At 70.9% G+C, this 15,553-nt stretch carries 15 protein-coding genes and 1 tRNA gene; 9 read left to right on the top strand and 7 right to left on the bottom strand.

Annotation, left to right across the window (positions count from 1 at the left end; translation table 11 throughout):
* Positions 1 to 5: 5 nt before the first annotated feature.
* Positions 6 to 677, top strand: a complete 672-nt coding sequence (gene phoP, locus STRNI_RS18060; RefSeq protein ID WP_465270490.1) for a two-component system response regulator PhoP — start codon at positions 6 to 8, stop codon at positions 675 to 677.
* 146 nt (positions 678 to 823) lie between these two features.
* Here the strand turns inward: phoP and STRNI_RS18055 are convergent, their stop codons facing one another.
* Positions 824 to 1,471 carry a copper chaperone PCu(A)C domain-containing protein gene (locus tag STRNI_RS18055; protein WP_148592027.1) on the bottom strand — a complete coding sequence of 216 codons (648 nt, stop codon included), beginning with the start codon at positions 1,469 to 1,471 and terminating at the stop codon, positions 824 to 826.
* Between the two features lie 767 nt (positions 1,472 to 2,238).
* On the opposite strand from STRNI_RS18055, the gene STRNI_RS18050 reads away from it, so the two are divergent.
* The 7 genes from STRNI_RS18050 to STRNI_RS18020 all read left to right on the top strand — a co-directional run bounded on the left by STRNI_RS18050 (position 2,239) and on the right by STRNI_RS18020 (position 9,324).
* Complete coding sequence (locus STRNI_RS18050; RefSeq protein WP_003953493.1) at positions 2,239 to 2,721, top strand: CarD family transcriptional regulator; 483 nt, start codon at positions 2,239 to 2,241, stop codon at positions 2,719 to 2,721.
* Positions 2,722 to 3,104: 383 nt separating this feature from the next.
* On the top strand, positions 3,105 to 3,851 hold the full coding sequence (gene ispD / locus STRNI_RS18045; protein ID WP_277411588.1) for a 2-C-methyl-D-erythritol 4-phosphate cytidylyltransferase: 747 nt from the start codon (positions 3,105 to 3,107) through the stop codon (positions 3,849 to 3,851).
* A complete protein-coding gene (gene ispF / locus STRNI_RS18040; RefSeq protein WP_277413273.1) occupies positions 3,844 to 4,362 on the top strand; it encodes a 2-C-methyl-D-erythritol 2,4-cyclodiphosphate synthase in 519 nt (172 codons plus the stop codon). Before ispD ends, ispF begins: the two co-directional genes overlap by 8 nt.
* A 141-nt stretch (positions 4,363 to 4,503) precedes the next feature.
* Positions 4,504 to 4,908 carry a PPOX class F420-dependent oxidoreductase gene (locus tag STRNI_RS18035; RefSeq protein ID WP_018089764.1) on the top strand — a complete coding sequence of 135 codons (405 nt, stop codon included), beginning with the start codon at positions 4,504 to 4,506 and terminating at the stop codon, positions 4,906 to 4,908.
* A 122-nt stretch (positions 4,909 to 5,030) separates the two neighbouring features.
* The gene (gene cysS / locus STRNI_RS18030; RefSeq protein ID WP_274737557.1) at positions 5,031 to 6,425 is read left to right on the top strand and encodes a cysteine--tRNA ligase; all 1,395 of its coding nucleotides are present in this window, start codon (positions 5,031 to 5,033) and stop codon (positions 6,423 to 6,425) included.
* Between the two features lie 128 nt (positions 6,426 to 6,553).
* Entirely contained in the window at positions 6,554 to 7,510 is a 957-nt protein-coding gene (gene rlmB, locus STRNI_RS18025; protein WP_018089762.1) for a 23S rRNA (guanosine(2251)-2'-O)-methyltransferase RlmB, read from the top strand.
* 155 nt (positions 7,511 to 7,665) lie between these two features.
* The gene (locus STRNI_RS18020; RefSeq protein ID WP_229838628.1) at positions 7,666 to 9,324 is read left to right on the top strand and encodes a DoxX family protein; all 1,659 of its coding nucleotides are present in this window, start codon (positions 7,666 to 7,668) and stop codon (positions 9,322 to 9,324) included.
* A 257-nt stretch (positions 9,325 to 9,581) separates the two neighbouring features.
* Here the strand turns inward: STRNI_RS18020 and STRNI_RS18015 are convergent, their stop codons facing one another.
* The 3 genes from STRNI_RS18015 to STRNI_RS18005 form a co-directional block, all read right to left on the bottom strand.
* A complete protein-coding gene (locus tag STRNI_RS18015) occupies positions 9,582 to 10,310 on the bottom strand; it encodes a nucleotidyltransferase family protein (protein ID WP_159486805.1) in 729 nt (242 codons plus the stop codon).
* Between the two features lie 30 nt (positions 10,311 to 10,340).
* On the bottom strand, positions 10,341 to 10,757 hold the full coding sequence (locus STRNI_RS18010) for a hypothetical protein (RefSeq protein ID WP_093647576.1): 417 nt from the start codon (positions 10,755 to 10,757) through the stop codon (positions 10,341 to 10,343).
* A gap of 234 nt (positions 10,758 to 10,991) precedes the next feature.
* A complete protein-coding gene (locus STRNI_RS18005) occupies positions 10,992 to 12,128 on the bottom strand; it encodes an ABC transporter ATP-binding protein (protein WP_018089758.1) in 1,137 nt (378 codons plus the stop codon).
* A 177-nt stretch (positions 12,129 to 12,305) separates the two neighbouring features.
* On the opposite strand from STRNI_RS18005, the gene STRNI_RS18000 reads away from it, so the two are divergent.
* Positions 12,306 to 12,379, top strand: a tRNA-Thr gene (locus tag STRNI_RS18000).
* 104 nt (positions 12,380 to 12,483) lie between these two features.
* Here the strand turns inward: STRNI_RS18000 and STRNI_RS17995 are convergent.
* From STRNI_RS17995 to STRNI_RS17985, 3 genes are all read right to left on the bottom strand, one after another.
* The gene (locus STRNI_RS17995) at positions 12,484 to 12,615 is read right to left on the bottom strand and encodes a hypothetical protein (RefSeq protein ID WP_268251416.1); all 132 of its coding nucleotides are present in this window, start codon (positions 12,613 to 12,615) and stop codon (positions 12,484 to 12,486) included.
* A 573-nt stretch (positions 12,616 to 13,188) separates the two neighbouring features.
* Positions 13,189 to 14,622, bottom strand: coding sequence for a sensor histidine kinase (locus STRNI_RS17990; RefSeq protein WP_277411587.1), 1,434 nt, complete (start codon positions 14,620 to 14,622; stop codon positions 13,189 to 13,191).
* A 1-nt stretch (position 14,623) separates the two neighbouring features.
* Entirely contained in the window at positions 14,624 to 15,352 is a 729-nt protein-coding gene (locus STRNI_RS17985) for a response regulator transcription factor (RefSeq protein ID WP_051104126.1), read from the bottom strand.
* Between the last annotated feature and the right edge of the window lie 201 nt (positions 15,353 to 15,553).

Below are 15,553 nucleotides of genomic sequence, written 5' to 3'. Positions count from 1 at the left end.
CCCGAGTGCTTGTCGTCGAGGACGAGGAATCGTTCAGCGACGCACTGTCTTACATGCTCCGCAAGGAGGGCTTCGAGGTCGCCATCGCGGCTACGGGCCCTGACGGACTGGACGAGTTCGAGCGCAACGGCGCCGATCTCGTGCTGCTGGACCTGATGCTGCCCGGCCTGCCCGGCACCGAGGTCTGCCGCCAGCTGCGCGGCCGCTCCAACGTCCCGGTCATCATGGTGACCGCCAAGGACAGCGAGATCGACAAGGTCGTCGGCCTGGAAATAGGAGCCGACGACTACGTCACCAAGCCCTTCTCCTCCCGCGAACTGGTCGCCCGCATCCGCGCCGTGCTGCGCCGTCGCGGCGAGCCGGAGGAGGTCGCCCCGCAGGCCCTGGAGGCCGGGCCGGTCCGGATGGACGTGGACCGCCATGTCGTCACGGTCGCCGGCGGCAAGGTCGATCTGCCCCTGAAGGAGTTCGACCTCCTGGAGATGCTGCTGCGCAACGCCGGCCGGGTGCTGACCCGTATGCAGCTCATCGACCGGGTCTGGGGCGCCGACTACGTGGGTGACACCAAGACCCTGGACGTGCACGTCAAGCGGCTGCGCGCCAAGATCGAGCCCGACCCGGGCGCCCCGCGCTACCTCGTCACGGTCCGCGGCCTGGGCTACAAGTTCGAGCCGTAAACCGTTCCGTGCGGCAGGCCGTGCACCGCTGAGCCGCAGCGCAGCGGTGCGTCGCCGTGTGCGGCCGCGGCAGTACGCGTCAGGGGCGCCCCTCCGGATCGGAGGGGCGCCCCTGACGCGTAGTGGTGACGGCGTGCGCCGCCGGCTCAGTGGCCGGCGTGCGCCCCCTCCGCCGGCTTGGCGGTACCGGACGGGGAGGCCGAGCCCGAGGCCTTGCTGCCCGGCTCCGAGGGCTTGCCGCTACCGGACGGCGACGGCGAGCCGGAGGGCGACGGCACCTTCGAGGGCCCGTAGCCCTCGAAGTAGTTCTTCGCCGGGACGACAAAGGCGTCGATCTTCACCTGGCCGGTGGAGCTCAGCTTGAAGGTCAGGGGCTGCGCATTGCCGTCCTGGACGGCCTCCCGGCCGCTGGCGAGGACGGCCGAGGGGTTGCCCTCGCCGCCGATCACGACGGAGCCGCCTGCGGGCACGGTGATCGGGCCGGAGCCGTGGTCCGCCGCCGAGAGCTTGGCCGTCTGGCCGGTGCCGTCGACGGAGATCGCGGTCAGCTTCTGGTCCTTGGCACCGCTGTTGAACACCGTCGCGGAGATCACGGCCGGGCCCTTGGCGTCCACCTCGGGCTGGGTGATCACGTTGGCGTTCTGGATCTTGATGTCGCCCACGGAGGTCGCGGCGTTGTCCGGCTTGACCTCCAGCGTCTGGGCGTCGTTCCCGGCCCCGCACGCGGACAGCGTGGCGATCGAGAGCGAAAGGACGGTGGCGGCGAGGACGCCGCGTCGAAGGCTGCGGCTCACGGCGGCGGCATCTCCTTGACGAGCTACGGCGGCCGAACGTTCGTGCCCGGTCGCGGATGGACGGCTGGGGCGGCGCTCCGTACGCGTCATGACGACGGGTGCGTAAAGCCGCCCTAAGGGTGTGTCAGCGCCGCTAGGTTACCGAGCCGCCCTCGCGCCGCCGCACCCGACCCGCCCCCAGCGTGATCAGCGGCCCGCCACCGCCGTCCGGGCACCGTTACACCGCCCCCCGCGACGCGGTCCGGACGGGAAAGCCGGCCGCGCGGCCGGAGACCCCGAGAAGCGCGGCCGGAGACCCCGAGAAGCAGAGTGCGAGAACGTTCATCAAGAACGGGCATGAATTTTCGGCATGCGGCCGTTCGGGTGGCGAGCGGCTGGTTTCCTTCCGGGGAAAAGCAGTATTCGCAGGGAATGTGAAGGGCTCGCGGAATTGATCACACTCTTCGGCCGCCGGTTCGTGATCAATTCGAGAATCGGCCCCGAGAGGCCCATGAGCAGCCGAACGGAGTAGCGGAACTCGCTCGTGTGGATCCGTGCAAAACGGGACGTTCGGCCTGTCGATCATCGAGTTCCCGGTGTGTGACGGGCATGTTTCCGCTCACCCGTGCAGCCCCTCCGACCTGCGAATACCCGCTTCCGGAGCCCCCTCGCAGCACGTTCCGGTCACTGTTGTCAAGCCCCGAGATATGCCCTGACCTGCGAAAACGCCATTCAGAACGGTCCGTTCCCGTGTTAGCATGGATAGCCACGGAAGGGGTACCTGTCACATGACGTTCAAGGTTGGCGACACCGTGGTCTATCCCCATCACGGGGCCGCGCTGATCGAGGCCATCGAAACTCGCCAGATCAAAGGCGTGGACAAGACCTACTTGGTGCTGAAGGTCGCCCAGGGCGACTTGACTGTTCGTGTGCCAGCGGACAATGCGGAGTTCGTCGGCGTACGCGACGTGGTTGGTCAGGACGGGCTGGACCGGGTCTTCGAGGTGCTTCGTGCACCGTATGCCGAAGAGCCGACGAACTGGTCCCGTCGCTACAAGGCAAATCTCGAGAAGCTCGCTTCCGGCGATGTGATCAAGGTTGCCGAAGTGGTGCGCGACCTGTGGCGGCGTGAGCGTGAGCGCGGACTTTCCGCCGGTGAGAAGCGGATGCTCGCGAAGGCGCGCCAGATTCTGGTGAGCGAGCTCGCCCTCGCGGAGAACACCAACGAGGACAAGGCCGAGGCCCTGCTCGACGAGGTACTCGCGTCCTGACGACGCTCAAGCGTTGGCCATGTCCAGCGTTGGCGACATCCAGCGCACAGTGATCCAACGCAGCGACGACGTAGCAATGCCGCGGTGCCCGAGTGACGATCGACTCCCGAAGGGGAGCGGTCTGTTGCCGGGCGCTGCGGCATATCTGCGGGTGCTGCGACGGAACTACGGGGGGCGACCAGCTGGTCTCGGTGAGAACCACCGCCCCCCTGTGACGTGCCGGGCCCGGGCAGCAGTCTCGACCGATGTCACGGAAGGGTCCGGTCAAGGCGTCGCGCCCGGCACTCCCCCGTAGGGGGCACGCCCAGGCCATACCCACCTCGCCCGAGGAAACAAACCTGTCTGCGTCAATTCCGGGCTCGCCCCGGACTCCGGAGCCATCGATGTCAGATCCCTCCCGCCCGGTCCGTACCGCCGCGGTGATTCCCGCCGCCGGCCGCGGTGTCCGGCTCGGTCCCGGCACCCCCAAGGCACTGCGCACCCTGGGCGGCACTCCCATGCTGGTGCACGCCGTCCGCGCGATGGCCGCGTCACGTGCCGTCTCCCTCATCGTGGTGGTCGCCCCGCCCGACGGCGCCGCCGAGGTCAGCCGCCTCCTCCACGAGCATCCGCTCCCCGAACGCACCGAGCTCGAGGTCGTCCCCGGCGGCGAGACCCGCCAGGAGTCCGTACAGCTCGGTCTGGCGGCGCTCCCGGACACCATCGACGTCGTGCTGGTGCATGACGCCGCGCGGCCGCTGGTCCCGGTCGACACGGTCGACGCGGTGGTCGCCGCCGTACGCGCCGGTGCGCCCGCCGTCGTCCCGGCGCTGCCGCTCGCCGACACCGTCAAGCAGGTCGATCCGCAGCCGCAGGGTTCCCCCGAGCCGGTGGTCGGCACCCCGGAGCGGGCCCTGCTGCGCGCCGTACAGACCCCGCAGGGCTTCGACCTGGCGACCCTGCGCAAGGCGCATGACACCGTCGTCGAGGGCGAGGGCGCCACCGACGACGCCGGGCTGGTCGAACGGCTCGGTTCGCCCGTCGTGGTCGTCCCCGGCCACGAGGAGGCATTCAAGGTGACCCGGCCGCTGGACCTGGTCCTGGCCGAGGCCGTACTCGCCCGCAGGAGGGCCACCGATGGCTATGTCTGAGCCGGCACCCGCCGCCCCCGCCCCCCTTCTCCCGCTCGTCGGCATCGGCACGGATGTGCACGCCTTCGAGCAGGGCCGTGAGCTGTGGTGCGCCGGGCTGCTCTGGGACGCCGCGGAGAGCGACGGCTACGGCCTGGCCGGCCACAGTGACGGCGATGTGGCCGCCCACGCCGCCTGCGACGCGCTGTTCTCGGCGGCCGGTGTCGGCGACCTGGGCGCGCACTTCGGCACCGGCCGCCCCGAGTGGTCCGGCGCCTCCGGTGTGACGCTGCTGGCCGAGGCCGCGCGGATCGTACGGGCCGAGGGCTTCACCATCGGCAATGTCGCGGTGCAGGTCATCGGCGTCCGCCCGAAGGTCGGCAAGCGACGGGACGAGGCCCAGAAGGCACTGTCGGCGGCCGTCGGGGCGCCGGTCTCGGTCTCCGGCACGACCTCGGACGGACTGGGGCTGACCGGCCGGGCCGAGGGCCTGGCCGCGGTCGCCACGGCGATCGTCTTCCGTACGGCCTGACCGGTCCCGCAGGGCCCCGGGCGACGGACGCGGCGCCCGGCATTCCCCCGTATGGCGAGGGAATGCCGGGCGCCGCACGGGTGTTGGGGGGAGCATCGGAGTACTCGTGTTCCTCGGAACGGCCCGCAGGAAGGACCCCTTGTGACCGCCACCCTGTCCGACGACCTCAAGCAGCTCCTGGACACCCCGGTCTTCGTGACCGTGACGACCGTCCAGCCCGACGGCAGCCCCCAGGCCTCCCCGGTCTGGGTGAAGCGGGACGGCGACGATCTGCTGATCTCGACGACCGTCGGCCGCCGCAAGGAGAAGAACCTCCGCCGGGACCCCCGGGTCTCGGTCGTGGTCCAGCCCTTCGACGCCCCGTACACCTACGCCGAGGTCCGTGGCACCGCCTCGCTGAGCACCGAGGGCGGGCAGGAGCTGATCGACGAGCTGTCGCGGAAGTACACCGGCAAGCTGTACGCGGACTTCAACCCGGCGGGGATCACCGACGACGAGCGCGTCGTGGTCCGGATCACCCCGCGCAAGGTGGTGGGCAGCATCTGACCAGGCCGCGGGCCTGCCCCGGCCGGGGTGCAAATCCGGCGAACCGGACTGTTGTGGCGGATCCGTTTCCCCGTGGCCCAATGGGTCGCGGGGCACTGCCTCGTTCCGACTACCCTGGTTCCGTGACGATTCGCCTGTACGACACCAGCGCCCGGCAGATTCGCGATTTCACCCCGCTCGTGCCGGGCTGTGTCTCGATCTACCTGTGTGGCGCGACCGTGCAGGCCGCCCCGCATATCGGGCACATCAGGTCGGGACTGAACTTCGACATCATGCGCCGCTGGTTCGAGTACCGCGGCTACGACGTGACGTTCGTGCGCAATGTCACGGACATCGACGACAAGATCATCAAGAAGGCGGACGAGCAGGGCCGCCCCTGGTGGTCGATCGGCTACGAGAACGAGGTCGCCTTCAACACGGCCTACGACGCCCTCGGCTGCCTGCGTCCCACCTACGAGCCGCGCGCCACCGGCCACATCCCCGAGATGATCGAGATGATGCGCGGCCTGATCGAGCGTGGCCACGCCTACGCCGCCGACGGCAACGTCTACTTCGACGTGCAGTCCTTCCCGGGGTATCTCCAGCTGTCCAACCAGGAGTTGGACAACCTCCGCCAGCCGTCCGGTGAGGGCGAGACCGGCAAGCGGGACCCGCGCGACTTCGCGATGTGGAAGGCGGCCAGGGAGGGCGAGCCCAGCTGGGACACCCCCTGGGGCCGCGGCCGGCCCGGCTGGCACCTGGAGTGCTCGGCGATGGCCCACAAGTACCTGGGCGAGGCCTTCGACATCCACGGCGGCGGCATCGACCTGATCTTCCCGCACCACGAGAACGAGATCGCGCAGGCCAAGGCCTACGGCGACGACTTCGCCGCGTACTGGACCCACAACGCCTGGGTGACCATGAGCGGCGAGAAGATGGCCAAGTCGCTGGGCAACTCCGTGCTGGTCTCGGAGATGGTCGCCCGCTGGCGCCCGATCGTGCTGCGCTACTACCTGGGCACCCCGCACTACCGCTCGATGATCGAGTACAGCGAGGAAGCGCTGCGGGAGGCCGAGTCCGCGTTCGCGCGGATCGAGGGCTTCGTCCAGCGGGTCGTCGAGAAGGCCGGGGTCGTCGAGCCGGCGGCCGAGGTGCCGCTCGCGTTCGCCGAGGCCATGGACGACGATCTGGGCGTCCCGCAGGCGCTGGCGATCGTGCACACCACCGTCCGCCAGGGCAATTCCGCACTGACCGCCGACGACAAGGAAGCGGCGGTGGCCCGGCTGGCCGAGCTGCGCGCCATGCTCGGCGTGCTCGGTCTGGACCCGCTCGACGAGCGTTGGTCCGGCGGCGGCACGGACCGCGGCGAGGACCTCCACGGCGTGGTCGACTCCCTGGTCCGCCTGGTCCTCGAACAGCGCCAGGCCGCCCGCGCCCGCAAGGACTACGCCACCGCTGACGCCATCCGCGACCAGCTCCAGCAGTCCGGACTCGCCATCGAGGACACCCCCTCGGGCCCGCGCTGGTCGCTGTCCTGACCCCCGTCCCGCCCGCCGCCGGCCACCCGGATTCGCCCTTCCCGGTGGCCGCGGGCGACACTCAATCCATACGTACGTACCCACTCCACGTCGCGAGACGTCGAGAGCAGTGAAGAAACAGGTGACCCATGGCCGGCAACAGCCAGCGCAGGAACCGCCGCACGTCCAACAAGAAGGGCGCGCAGGTCGGCAGCGGCGGCAAGCGGCGCCGGGGCCTGGAGGGCAAGGGCCCGACCCCGCCCGCCTCCGAGCGCAAGGGACACGTCAAGAACCGCGTCGCCAACGCCAAGGCGAAGCAGGCCGCGTCGCGCCGCCCGGCCCCGCGCCGCGGCGGTGCCAAGGGCACCGCGGAGCTGGTCGTCGGCCGTAACCCGGTCTTCGAGGCGCTGCGCGACGGCGTGCCCGCCACGACCCTCTACGTCCAGCAGTTCATCGACACCGACGAGCGGGTGCGCGCCGCACTGCAGCTCGCCTCGGAGCGCGGCGACATCAACCTGATGGAGGCGCCGCGCCCCGAGCTGGACCGGATGACCAACGGCCTCAACCACCAGGGCATGGTCCTGCAGGTCCCGCCGTACGACTACGCGCACCCCGAGGACCTGGCCGCGGCCGCCTTCGACAACGGTGACGACCCGCTGATCGTCGCGCTCGACGGCGTCACCGATCCGCGCAACCTCGGCGCCGTGGTCCGCTCCGTGTGTGCCTTCGGCGGTCACGGTGTGGTCGTGCCGGAGCGCCGGGCGGCCGGGATGACGGCCGGTGCGTGGAAGACCTCGGCGGGCACCGCGGCCCGTACACCGGTCGCCCGCGCCACCAACCTCACCCGGACCCTGGAGTCGTACCAGAAGGCCGGCCTCACGGTCGTCGGTCTGGCCGCGGACGGCGAGATGGAGCTCCAGGACGTCGCGGCGCTGGACGGCCCGGTCGTCATCGTCGTCGGCAGCGAGGGCAAGGGCCTGTCGCGGCTGGTCGGCGAGACCTGTGACGTGCGGGTACGCATCCCGATGCCGGGCGGCGCGGAGTCGCTGAACGCCGGTGTCGCGGCCGGTGTCGTCCTGTGGGAGGCGGCCCGCCGCCGCAGCTGAGTCCGGATACCCCGGGGCGGCCGGTACCTTTCCGCGCCACCCCGGGGCAAGGCCTGACCCTCCGTACGCCTTCGCCGGATCCTGTGATCTTTTGACGGGTCTCGGACAGATCGACCCGGTCAAGGCAGTGTCTTATACGCGAGTCACTCGGTTAGATGAGCGTGGACACCAGAACACCCCGCACGCCTACGGGGGGACGCTCGCCGGGCTTCGATGACGAGCCGGGCCTGAGCTCGGTCAAGGTGCCGTGCGATCCCGCGCAGGTCATCGTCAACCACGCCAGTTTCCGCGTACAGCTCGCCGCGCCCACGGCGGGCAACGCCCTGGCCGACACCGCGCGCATCCCCGTCATCCAGGGCTCGGCCGCCGGTGCCAGACGCCGGGCGCCCGTGGTGTGGAGCGGCCGCACCGCACCGGGCGGCACGGCCGGCGCCACCACCCAACTCCTGCACGCGGTACGCGACTCGGGCATCGGCCTCGACGGCGGCCAGGGCGAGGACGTCGGCACGACCCAGGTCCTGCCCCGGGTCCGCCTCGGCGACGCGCCCCCCGCCCAGACCGTGATCGGCCAGCGCGGCCCCGCCGAATCCGACAAGCTGCTGCGCGGCGTCCGCCCCGTGGGCAGCGCGTACGGCGACACCTACCACGACACCCCCTACCGGAACCCCTCGTACGACAGCCGCGGCCCGCTCGACGACGGCTACGACGACGGCTACGACGACGACCGGTTCGAGGCACGGGACCACTACGACCCCGGCGGCAGGCGCCGCGGCGCCGACACCGTGCGGCACGCGTACTACCCCGGCCGCCGGATGAACCTCGGCGTCGTCCTGCTGCCGCTGCGCATCTTCCTCGGTCTGATCTCCGTCTACGCCGGTATGGGCAAGCTCTGCGACCCCGTCTACTTCGACGGCGGTGAGCGGGGCTCGATGGTCAAGTGGCTGCTGTCGCTCGACCCCTGGGCGCTGGCGGTGCCGCTGCGCGACTTCGCCGTCTCGCACCCGGTCGGCGCCGGTCTGACCGTCGCCTTCCTGCAGGTCGTCGTCGGCGTCCTGACCATCTGCGGCCTGTGGCAGCGGGTCGCCGCGTCGATCGGCGCGCTGCTGTCCGCGGCGCTGCTGATGACCGTCACCTGGCGCACGGTCCCCGCCTACGACGCCCCGGACATCATCTACCTCGCCGCCTGGAGCCCGCTGATCATCGCGGGTGCCCCGGTCTACTCCGTGGACGGGCGGCTGGCCGGTGAGGCCTGGCGGCGCCTCGGCCCCCGCGTCGAGGTGGCCGATCTGCGGCGCCGGGTGCTGCGCCGCGGCGCCGTGATGACCGCGGTGGTGGCCGGGCTGACCCTGCTCATCGGCTCGCTGCTCGGCGGCGCCGTACGGTCCGCGACGGTCGCGACCGTGCCGCGGCCCGGTGAGCCGGCGATCAACAACCTGCCCGGTTCCCCGCTGCCCCGCCCCGGCAAGCACGCCACCCGGCCCGGCCACCGGCACACCGGCAGCTCCGCACCGCGCCCCGGAAAGCCCTCCGCCGGCGCCTCGCACAAGGTCCGCAAGCCGGGCACGCCGTCCGCCTCGGCCCCCGGCACCGGACGGTCGACGGGCAGCGGCAGCGGACTCTCGCAGCAGCCCGGCGCGACCACCAGCGCCCCGCAGCAGACCGTGCCGACCCGACGGGCCCCGGTACCGAGCCGGGTACCGCCCTCGGCGGGCGGCACGGGCGGCGGCACCACCGGCACCGGCAGCACCGGCACCGGCAGTGGCGGCTCCGGAGGCGACTCCGGCCGCGACGCCCTGGGCGGCCTCCTCGGCTGATCCGCCGCACCCGTCCCCGATCGCCCCGATCTCCCCGTACGGCTCTTCTGCACCGGCCGTCACGGGGAGGGAGGAGCGGTCGGGGACGGTCGTGTGCGGGGACGGTCGCCCAGGATGGCTCGGGACGCCCTGAGACGGCTCCAGGGCGGCGCGGGGAGCGTGGTGGGGGCAAGGGACAAGGGGCCAAGGGGCCAAGGGGCACCGTACGGGCTTCCGGAGCTTCCGTCACGGCCCTGCGCGGGCCCTCTCAACGCCTCTCAACGCCCTTGGGCGCTCAGCTCCTTGGCGGCCTCGGTGAGGTCCTTGGCGGTGTCGATGGCGCGCCAGTAGGCGCCCTGGGGGAGCGGGAAGCCGGCCAGCCGGCGTTCGCGGGCGAGGCGCGGGAAGGTGGTGCGCTCATGGTCGCCGCGGTCGGGGAGCAGCTCCGTGAAGGCGGCGGAGAAGACATAGACGCCCGCGTTGATGAGGTACGGCGAGGGCGGCGACTCGATGAAGTCCAGCACATGCCCGAACGCGTCGGTCTCCACGGCGCCCCAGGGAATGTGGGGGCGGGCCAGCGCGAGGGTGGCCTCGGCGGCGCGCTCGTGGTGGAAGGCGGCCATGTCACGGAGCGGGAAGCGGGTCCAGATGTCGCCGTTGGTGGCGTACCAGGGCTCGTCCGGGCGGGGGAGCGAGCCGGCCGCGTACTTGAGGCCGCCGCCGCGGCCCAGCGGTTCGGTCTCGACAACGGTCGTGACGCGCAACGGGAGTTGGGCCCGGTCCAGCCAGTCCTGGAGTACTCCGGCGAGGTGCCCGCAGGAGATGACCGCGTCCGTGACGCCTTCCTCGGCCAGCCAGTTCAGCTGATGGCCGATGATCGGGGTCCCGGTGCCGGGAATCTCGACCATCGGCTTGGGGCGGTCGTCGGTGTACGGGCGGAGACGTGAGCCCTGGCCGCCGGCCAGGACCACGGCCTGCGTGGGAGAGGGATGCGGGGCACCTGTCATGGATCGCACCCTATGCGGTGCGAGCGGGGGTCACTGGGCGGCGGCGACGCCGGTGGCGAAGGAGGTGTCGCAGACCGGGCGGGAGAAGGCCTGGGCGCGGTGTGCGGCGCCGTACTTGGCGACCGCGGCACGGCCGAGGTCACGGGCGATGGAGACGCAGTGCCTGGCCAGCGAGGGGCGCTTGGTGGTCGCCTCCTGGAGGTGGGTCAGCGCGACGCCCGGGTCCTTCTCCTGGAGCTCGACCAGGAGGCGCTTGCGCAGGGCCTCCTCGGGGGCGCGGGTGACGGTCTTGGTGGCGGCGTTCCCGGTGGACGCGGTCAGCATCTGTGAGTCGGTGGCCGTCGACGCCCAGGGGACGGCGGTGACCGCGAGGGTCCCGGACAGCACGAGGACGACGGGAAGGACGAGGGCGAGAGTTCTGCCGATGCGGCGGGCTGCGGAGTTCACGGTCGCGATCGTAGCGAGGAGTGATGATTTGGCGACATTTGGTCACCATATCGGGGGACGCAATGGCCCGTCGGTGCGGTTGTGATGTTGACGCGCTGGTGTGGAAAGTCGGGTTATGTCCCTATGTGGGGACTTGGTGCCACGTGGGGACTTGGCGCCGATGGCAACGCGGCGGCGGCCCCGGGTGCTCCCCGGAACCGCCGCCGCTCGCGCTCTCTCGCTCCTCGGTCCGTATCAGTCGGTGAGGCGCTCCCCGGACGACGTCGAGAAGACATGCGTCTCGCCCGGCCGCGGCACGACGTGCAGCCGGCTGCCCTTCTCCGGGACCTGGCGGCCGTTGACCCGTACGACGAGATCCTTGACCTCGCCGCCGACCTCCGCGGTGCCGTACACATAGCCGTCGGCGCCGAGTTCCTCGACGACATTGACCGTGACGGCCAGGCCGGCCGGCGCGTCAGCGGACTCCTTGGACAGCGACTTCGCGGCGGCACCGTTCTGCTCGACGATGTCGAAGTGCTCGGGGCGCACGCCCACGGTCACCGTCCGGTCGCCCTTGTCGGCGGCCGTGGACAGCGCCTCACGGTTGACCGGGACGACGCTGTTGCCGAACTTCACACCGCCGTCGGTGATCGGCACCTCGACGAGGTTCATCGCGGGCGAGCCGATGAAGCCCGCCACGAACAGGTTCGCCGGCCGGTCGTACATGCTCCGCGGCGAATCGATCTGCTGCAGCAGACCGTCCTTGAGCACGGCGACCCGGTCGCCCATCGTCATCGCCTCGACCTGGTCGTGCGTGACATACACCGTCGTGATCCCGAGCCGCCGCTGCAGCCCCGCGATCTGCGTACGGGTCTGGACGCGCAGCTTGGCGTCCAGGTTGGACAGCGGCTCGTCCATCAGGAAGACCTGCGGCTCCCGGACGATCGCCCGGCCCATCGCGACCCGCTGCCGCTGACCGCCGGACAGGGCCTTGGGCTTGCGCGCGAGGTACTCCGTGAGATCCAGGATCTTGGCCGCGTCCTCGACCTTCTGCCGGATCTCGGCCTTCGGCACACCGGCGATCTTGAGCGCGAAGCCCATGTTGTCGGCGACCGTCATGTGCGGATACAGCGCGTAGTTCTGGAACACCATGGCGATGTCCCGGTCCTTGGGCGGAAGGTGGGTGACATCGCGGTCCCCGATACGGATGGCGCCTCCGTCGACGTCCTCCAGCCCCGCGAGCATCCGCAGCGAGGTGGACTTGCCACATCCGGAGGGGCCGACCAGGACAAGGAATTCGCCGTCTTCGATGGCGATGTCCAGTTTGTCGACGGCGGGCTTGTCGGAACCCGGGTAGATACGGGTTGCCTGGTCATACGTGACCGTAGCCATGGTGAAAAGTCCCTTCACCGGCAGGAACGTGCCGGACGATCCGAGTAAAAGGAGTGGTGTAGTCCACTGATATGGACTCTCCGTGACGCTACCCGCGGCGGGCCCCGGTGTCAGCACCCCTGCAGTCACGAAATGGGAACCGGCATCCAGCGCACCTGGGTACACTGCTTCACGCACGCCTCCTTAGCTCAGCTGGCCAGAGCACCGCTCTTGTAAAGCGAAGGTCGTCGGTTCGAATCCGACAGGGGGCTCTGAGCTTGAACAGGGACGAAGCCCCGGGCCGGTGGATGGCCTGGGGCTTCTGACGTCTACGGGGGACATCAACGGGGACGGTCGGATCGCCCCCCAGCCGTGATCAGTCCCGGTCGAGCCGTCGTTTCAGCAGCCGGTCCATGTGGCTGATCGCTTCCCGCTGTGTGTCCTGGGCGACGTGGGTGTAGACGTCCAGTTGTGGCGAGGGAGGCGCGGAACGCTTTTCCCCAGCCACAGGCTGGCGGAATGGGCCCTGATCACTCGTGCCAAAGCGGCTCCACCGACGTCGGCTCACGCTCCGCCGGTGCGGCCGCTGGAGAGCCCCGCAGCATGTGGCGGCGGGAAGGCCGACGCGATCAGGTGATCCTTACCGTGGTTCCGTCGGGCAGCACGCACGAGTATCCGGCGTAGGGGGAACTCTTGACCGTTCCACCCTGGGCCGTGCACTCCTGTTGCGTGAGGGTCGGAGATGTCGCTGCTTGGGCGGCGGCGGCACCAATGGCGCTCACGCCAGCGAGGGTTGCAGTGGCCAGAGCGAGGCCGAGCAGTCGTCGTGTGCGCATGACGTGGAACATGACGCAACCGGCGCGCGACTGGTGACAAGCAGCGCGGTGTAGCAGCGCAGTACCGCAATCCTGCGTCACGCAGAATTGCCCGCGTCAGGTTCCGCGTTCACAACGGTCCTGGTATCCGCGGGTGCGGTTGCCGGGCTGCGGAGCGTAAGTACCCGTAGCGGTCCAGGGTTTTGTCCCTGACGTTCACTCATGTTCCGCAGTCAGGCGGGCACTTCACGTAAACGGCCGGCCGCTCAGCGTGCCGCAGGCAGCGCCACGGTGAAGGTGCTGCCCTTGCCAAGGGTGGTGTGGACGGTGGCGGTGCCGTGGTGGGCTTCGGCTATGGACTTGACGATGCTCAGGCCGAGGCCGGTGCCGCCGCTGGTGGGGTTGCGGGACTCGTCGCCGCGGTAGAAGCGCTCGAAGATCCGCTCGGCCGTTGCAGGGGGCATGCCGGGGCCTTGGTCGGTGACGGTCAGCTCGGCTGTGCCGTCGGGCAGGGAGCGGGCGGTGACGGTTACCGGGGTGTCCGGCGGGGTGTGGCGCAGGGCGTTGCTCAGGAGGTTCTGGAGTACCTGTCGCAGGCGGTCCTCGTCGCCGCGGGTGAACACCTCGTCCGGCACCTCGGCGGTGATCGGTCTGCCGGGGGCGACGACCCGGGCGTCGGTGACGGCGTCGTCGGCGAGGGCGCCGAGATTGACCGGTGCGTGGGCGATCGGGCGGCCCTGGTCGAGCCGGGCGAGCAGCAGCAGTTCTTCGACCATGGAGTGCATCCGGGCGGCCTCGCCCTCGATGCGCAGCATCGCGCGCTCGATGAGTGCGGGGTCCTGGGCCAGGCCGTGCAGATGGAGCTGGGCCCAGCCCCTGATGGTGGTCAGCGGGGTGCGCAGCTCATGGGAGGCGTTGGCCACGAACTGCCGGAGCTGTTCCTCGGACCGCTGCCGTTCGTCGAAGGCCCGGTTGAGGGCGGTGCCGACCTCGCCCACCTCGGAGTGCGGCCGGGCGACCTCGATGCGCTGGTCGATGTCGCCGTCGGCGATCGCGGTCGCGGTGGCGGCCATGTTCCGCAACGGCCGCAGGCCCACGCCCAGTACCCCGCGGCTGAGCAGCACGATGCCCCCGAGCACGGCCAGTGTGGCGGCGGTGTCGGCGCCGATCAGCCAGTACACGGCGTCTTCGGCCGGCTGGAGGCTCTTGGCGACCACCACCCTGCTGAACGGCTGGGGCGAGGCGCCGGGGGTGGGCCGGACCGTGGCGGAGTGGCCGAGGGAGAAGGCCAGGGTGCGGTAGCGGGGGACGGGCATGCCCTGGGCGGAGAGGGTGACGACGTGGTCGGCGAAGCTGTCGGGCAGAGGGGTGGGCAGGTCCGGGCGGGCGCGGGGCCGTCCGTCGAGGTCCCGTGCCGGGGTCTGGGCGACCACCCGGCCCCGGGCGTCGACCAGCGCGATGTAGGCGCCGTCGGGAATCAGGGAGTTGAGGTTGTCCTCGTCGATCGGGGCGCGCCGGCTGTGCACCCGGTGCTGAAGGGTCTGGCGGGTCTTGGCGAGGGTGGTGTCGGCGACATCGACGAGGTTGAGCCGCAGTCCGACCAGCGACACGGCGTTCACGGCCACCATGCCCACGGCTGCCAGCAGGACGACCCCCACCATCAGGCGTGCGCGCAGGGAGCCGCGCCAGGCGCCGGCCATCTCACCCGCCTTCGGGGAGCCGCAGGCTGTAGCCGAAGCCGCGCATCGTGTGGATCAGGGCGGGCGCGTGGACGTCCACCTTCGCCCGGAGCCGGGACACCAGCTTCTCGACGACGCCCTCGCCGAAGTGGTGCTGCCACACGTGGTCCATGATCTGTTCCTTCGACATCACCTGGTCGGCGTTGATCAGCAAGTAGCGCAGCAGCTTGTACTCGGTCGGCGACAGCGCGATCAGCCGGTCCCCGCGACGGACCCGCCGGCTGCGCTCGTCCACCGTCAGATCGGCGAAGCACAGCAGCGGGCCGGGCTCCGCGGACCGGCCGGCCCGCCGCAGCAACGCGTGCACCCTGGCGAGGAGTTCGGGAAGGCTGAAGGGCTTGGTGAGGTAGTCGTCCGCGCCCATCGCGAAGCCCGTCACCCGGTCCTCGACGGAGTCCCGCGCGGTCAGGAACAGCACCGGCAGCCGCGCCCCGCTCTCCACCAGCCGCCGGCAGATGGTGAACCCGTCCAGGTCGGGCAACAGGACGTCCAGCACCAGCAGATCGGGGGGCTCGTCCGCATAGGCGCGCAGGGCCTCACCTCCGCAGCCGGCGGTCGCGACCTCGTACCCCGCCAGGCTCAGTGTGGTCTCCAGCAGCTCCGCCATCCGCGGGTCGTCGTCCACGACGAGCAGCCGCTGCCCGCTTCCTCGGGGCAGCGGCGCGCCACTCGTCGGCGAGGCGGAAAGCATGGCGGGCACCAATCGCGTCATGGAGTCTGCGACGACAACGTGCCGCCCTGCCCGCCGGTTCCCCCGGCGGCATGAGCGGCGCAGGCGTACGCGGGCCCCGGCTGTCAGGCAATGGTCAGGTTGCCGACCGGGGCCGGTCAACGGGGCCCGTTTTTCTGGAGCCACGACACCGGACCGACCACCGTCCGTCGAGACGTCTGG

Origin of the sequence: Streptomyces nigrescens (assembly GCF_027626975.1) — a bacterium.
Classification (GTDB): domain Bacteria; phylum Actinomycetota; class Actinomycetes; order Streptomycetales; family Streptomycetaceae; genus Streptomyces; species Streptomyces nigrescens.
Note: the sequence above shows the minus strand (reverse complement) of the source record. Positions and strands in the feature narration are given on the sequence as shown.

Bases quoted from the DNA above. Each gene is read 5' to 3' on its own strand.
- STRNI_RS18050 (WP_003953493.1), top strand. From the start codon at position 2,239: ATGACGTTCAAGGTTGGCGACACCGTGGTCTATCCCCATCACGGGGCC.
- ispD (WP_277411588.1), top strand. From the start codon at position 3,105: ATGTCAGATCCCTCCCGCCCGGTCCGTACCGCCGCGGTGATTCCCGCC.
- ispF (WP_277413273.1), top strand. From the start codon at position 3,844: ATGTCTGAGCCGGCACCCGCCGCCCCCGCCCCCCTTCTCCCGCTCGTC.
- rlmB (WP_018089762.1), top strand. From the start codon at position 6,554: ATGGCCGGCAACAGCCAGCGCAGGAACCGCCGCACGTCCAACAAGAAG.
- STRNI_RS18020 (WP_229838628.1), top strand. From the start codon at position 7,666: ATGAGCGTGGACACCAGAACACCCCGCACGCCTACGGGGGGACGCTCG.
- STRNI_RS18015 (WP_159486805.1), bottom strand. From the start codon at position 10,310: ATGACAGGTGCCCCGCATCCCTCTCCCACGCAGGCCGTGGTCCTGGCC.
- STRNI_RS18005 (WP_018089758.1), bottom strand. From the start codon at position 12,128: ATGGCTACGGTCACGTATGACCAGGCAACCCGTATCTACCCGGGTTCC.
- STRNI_RS17990 (WP_277411587.1), bottom strand. From the start codon at position 14,622: ATGGCCGGCGCCTGGCGCGGCTCCCTGCGCGCACGCCTGATGGTGGGG.
- STRNI_RS17985 (WP_051104126.1), bottom strand. From the start codon at position 15,352: ATGCTTTCCGCCTCGCCGACGAGTGGCGCGCCGCTGCCCCGAGGAAGC.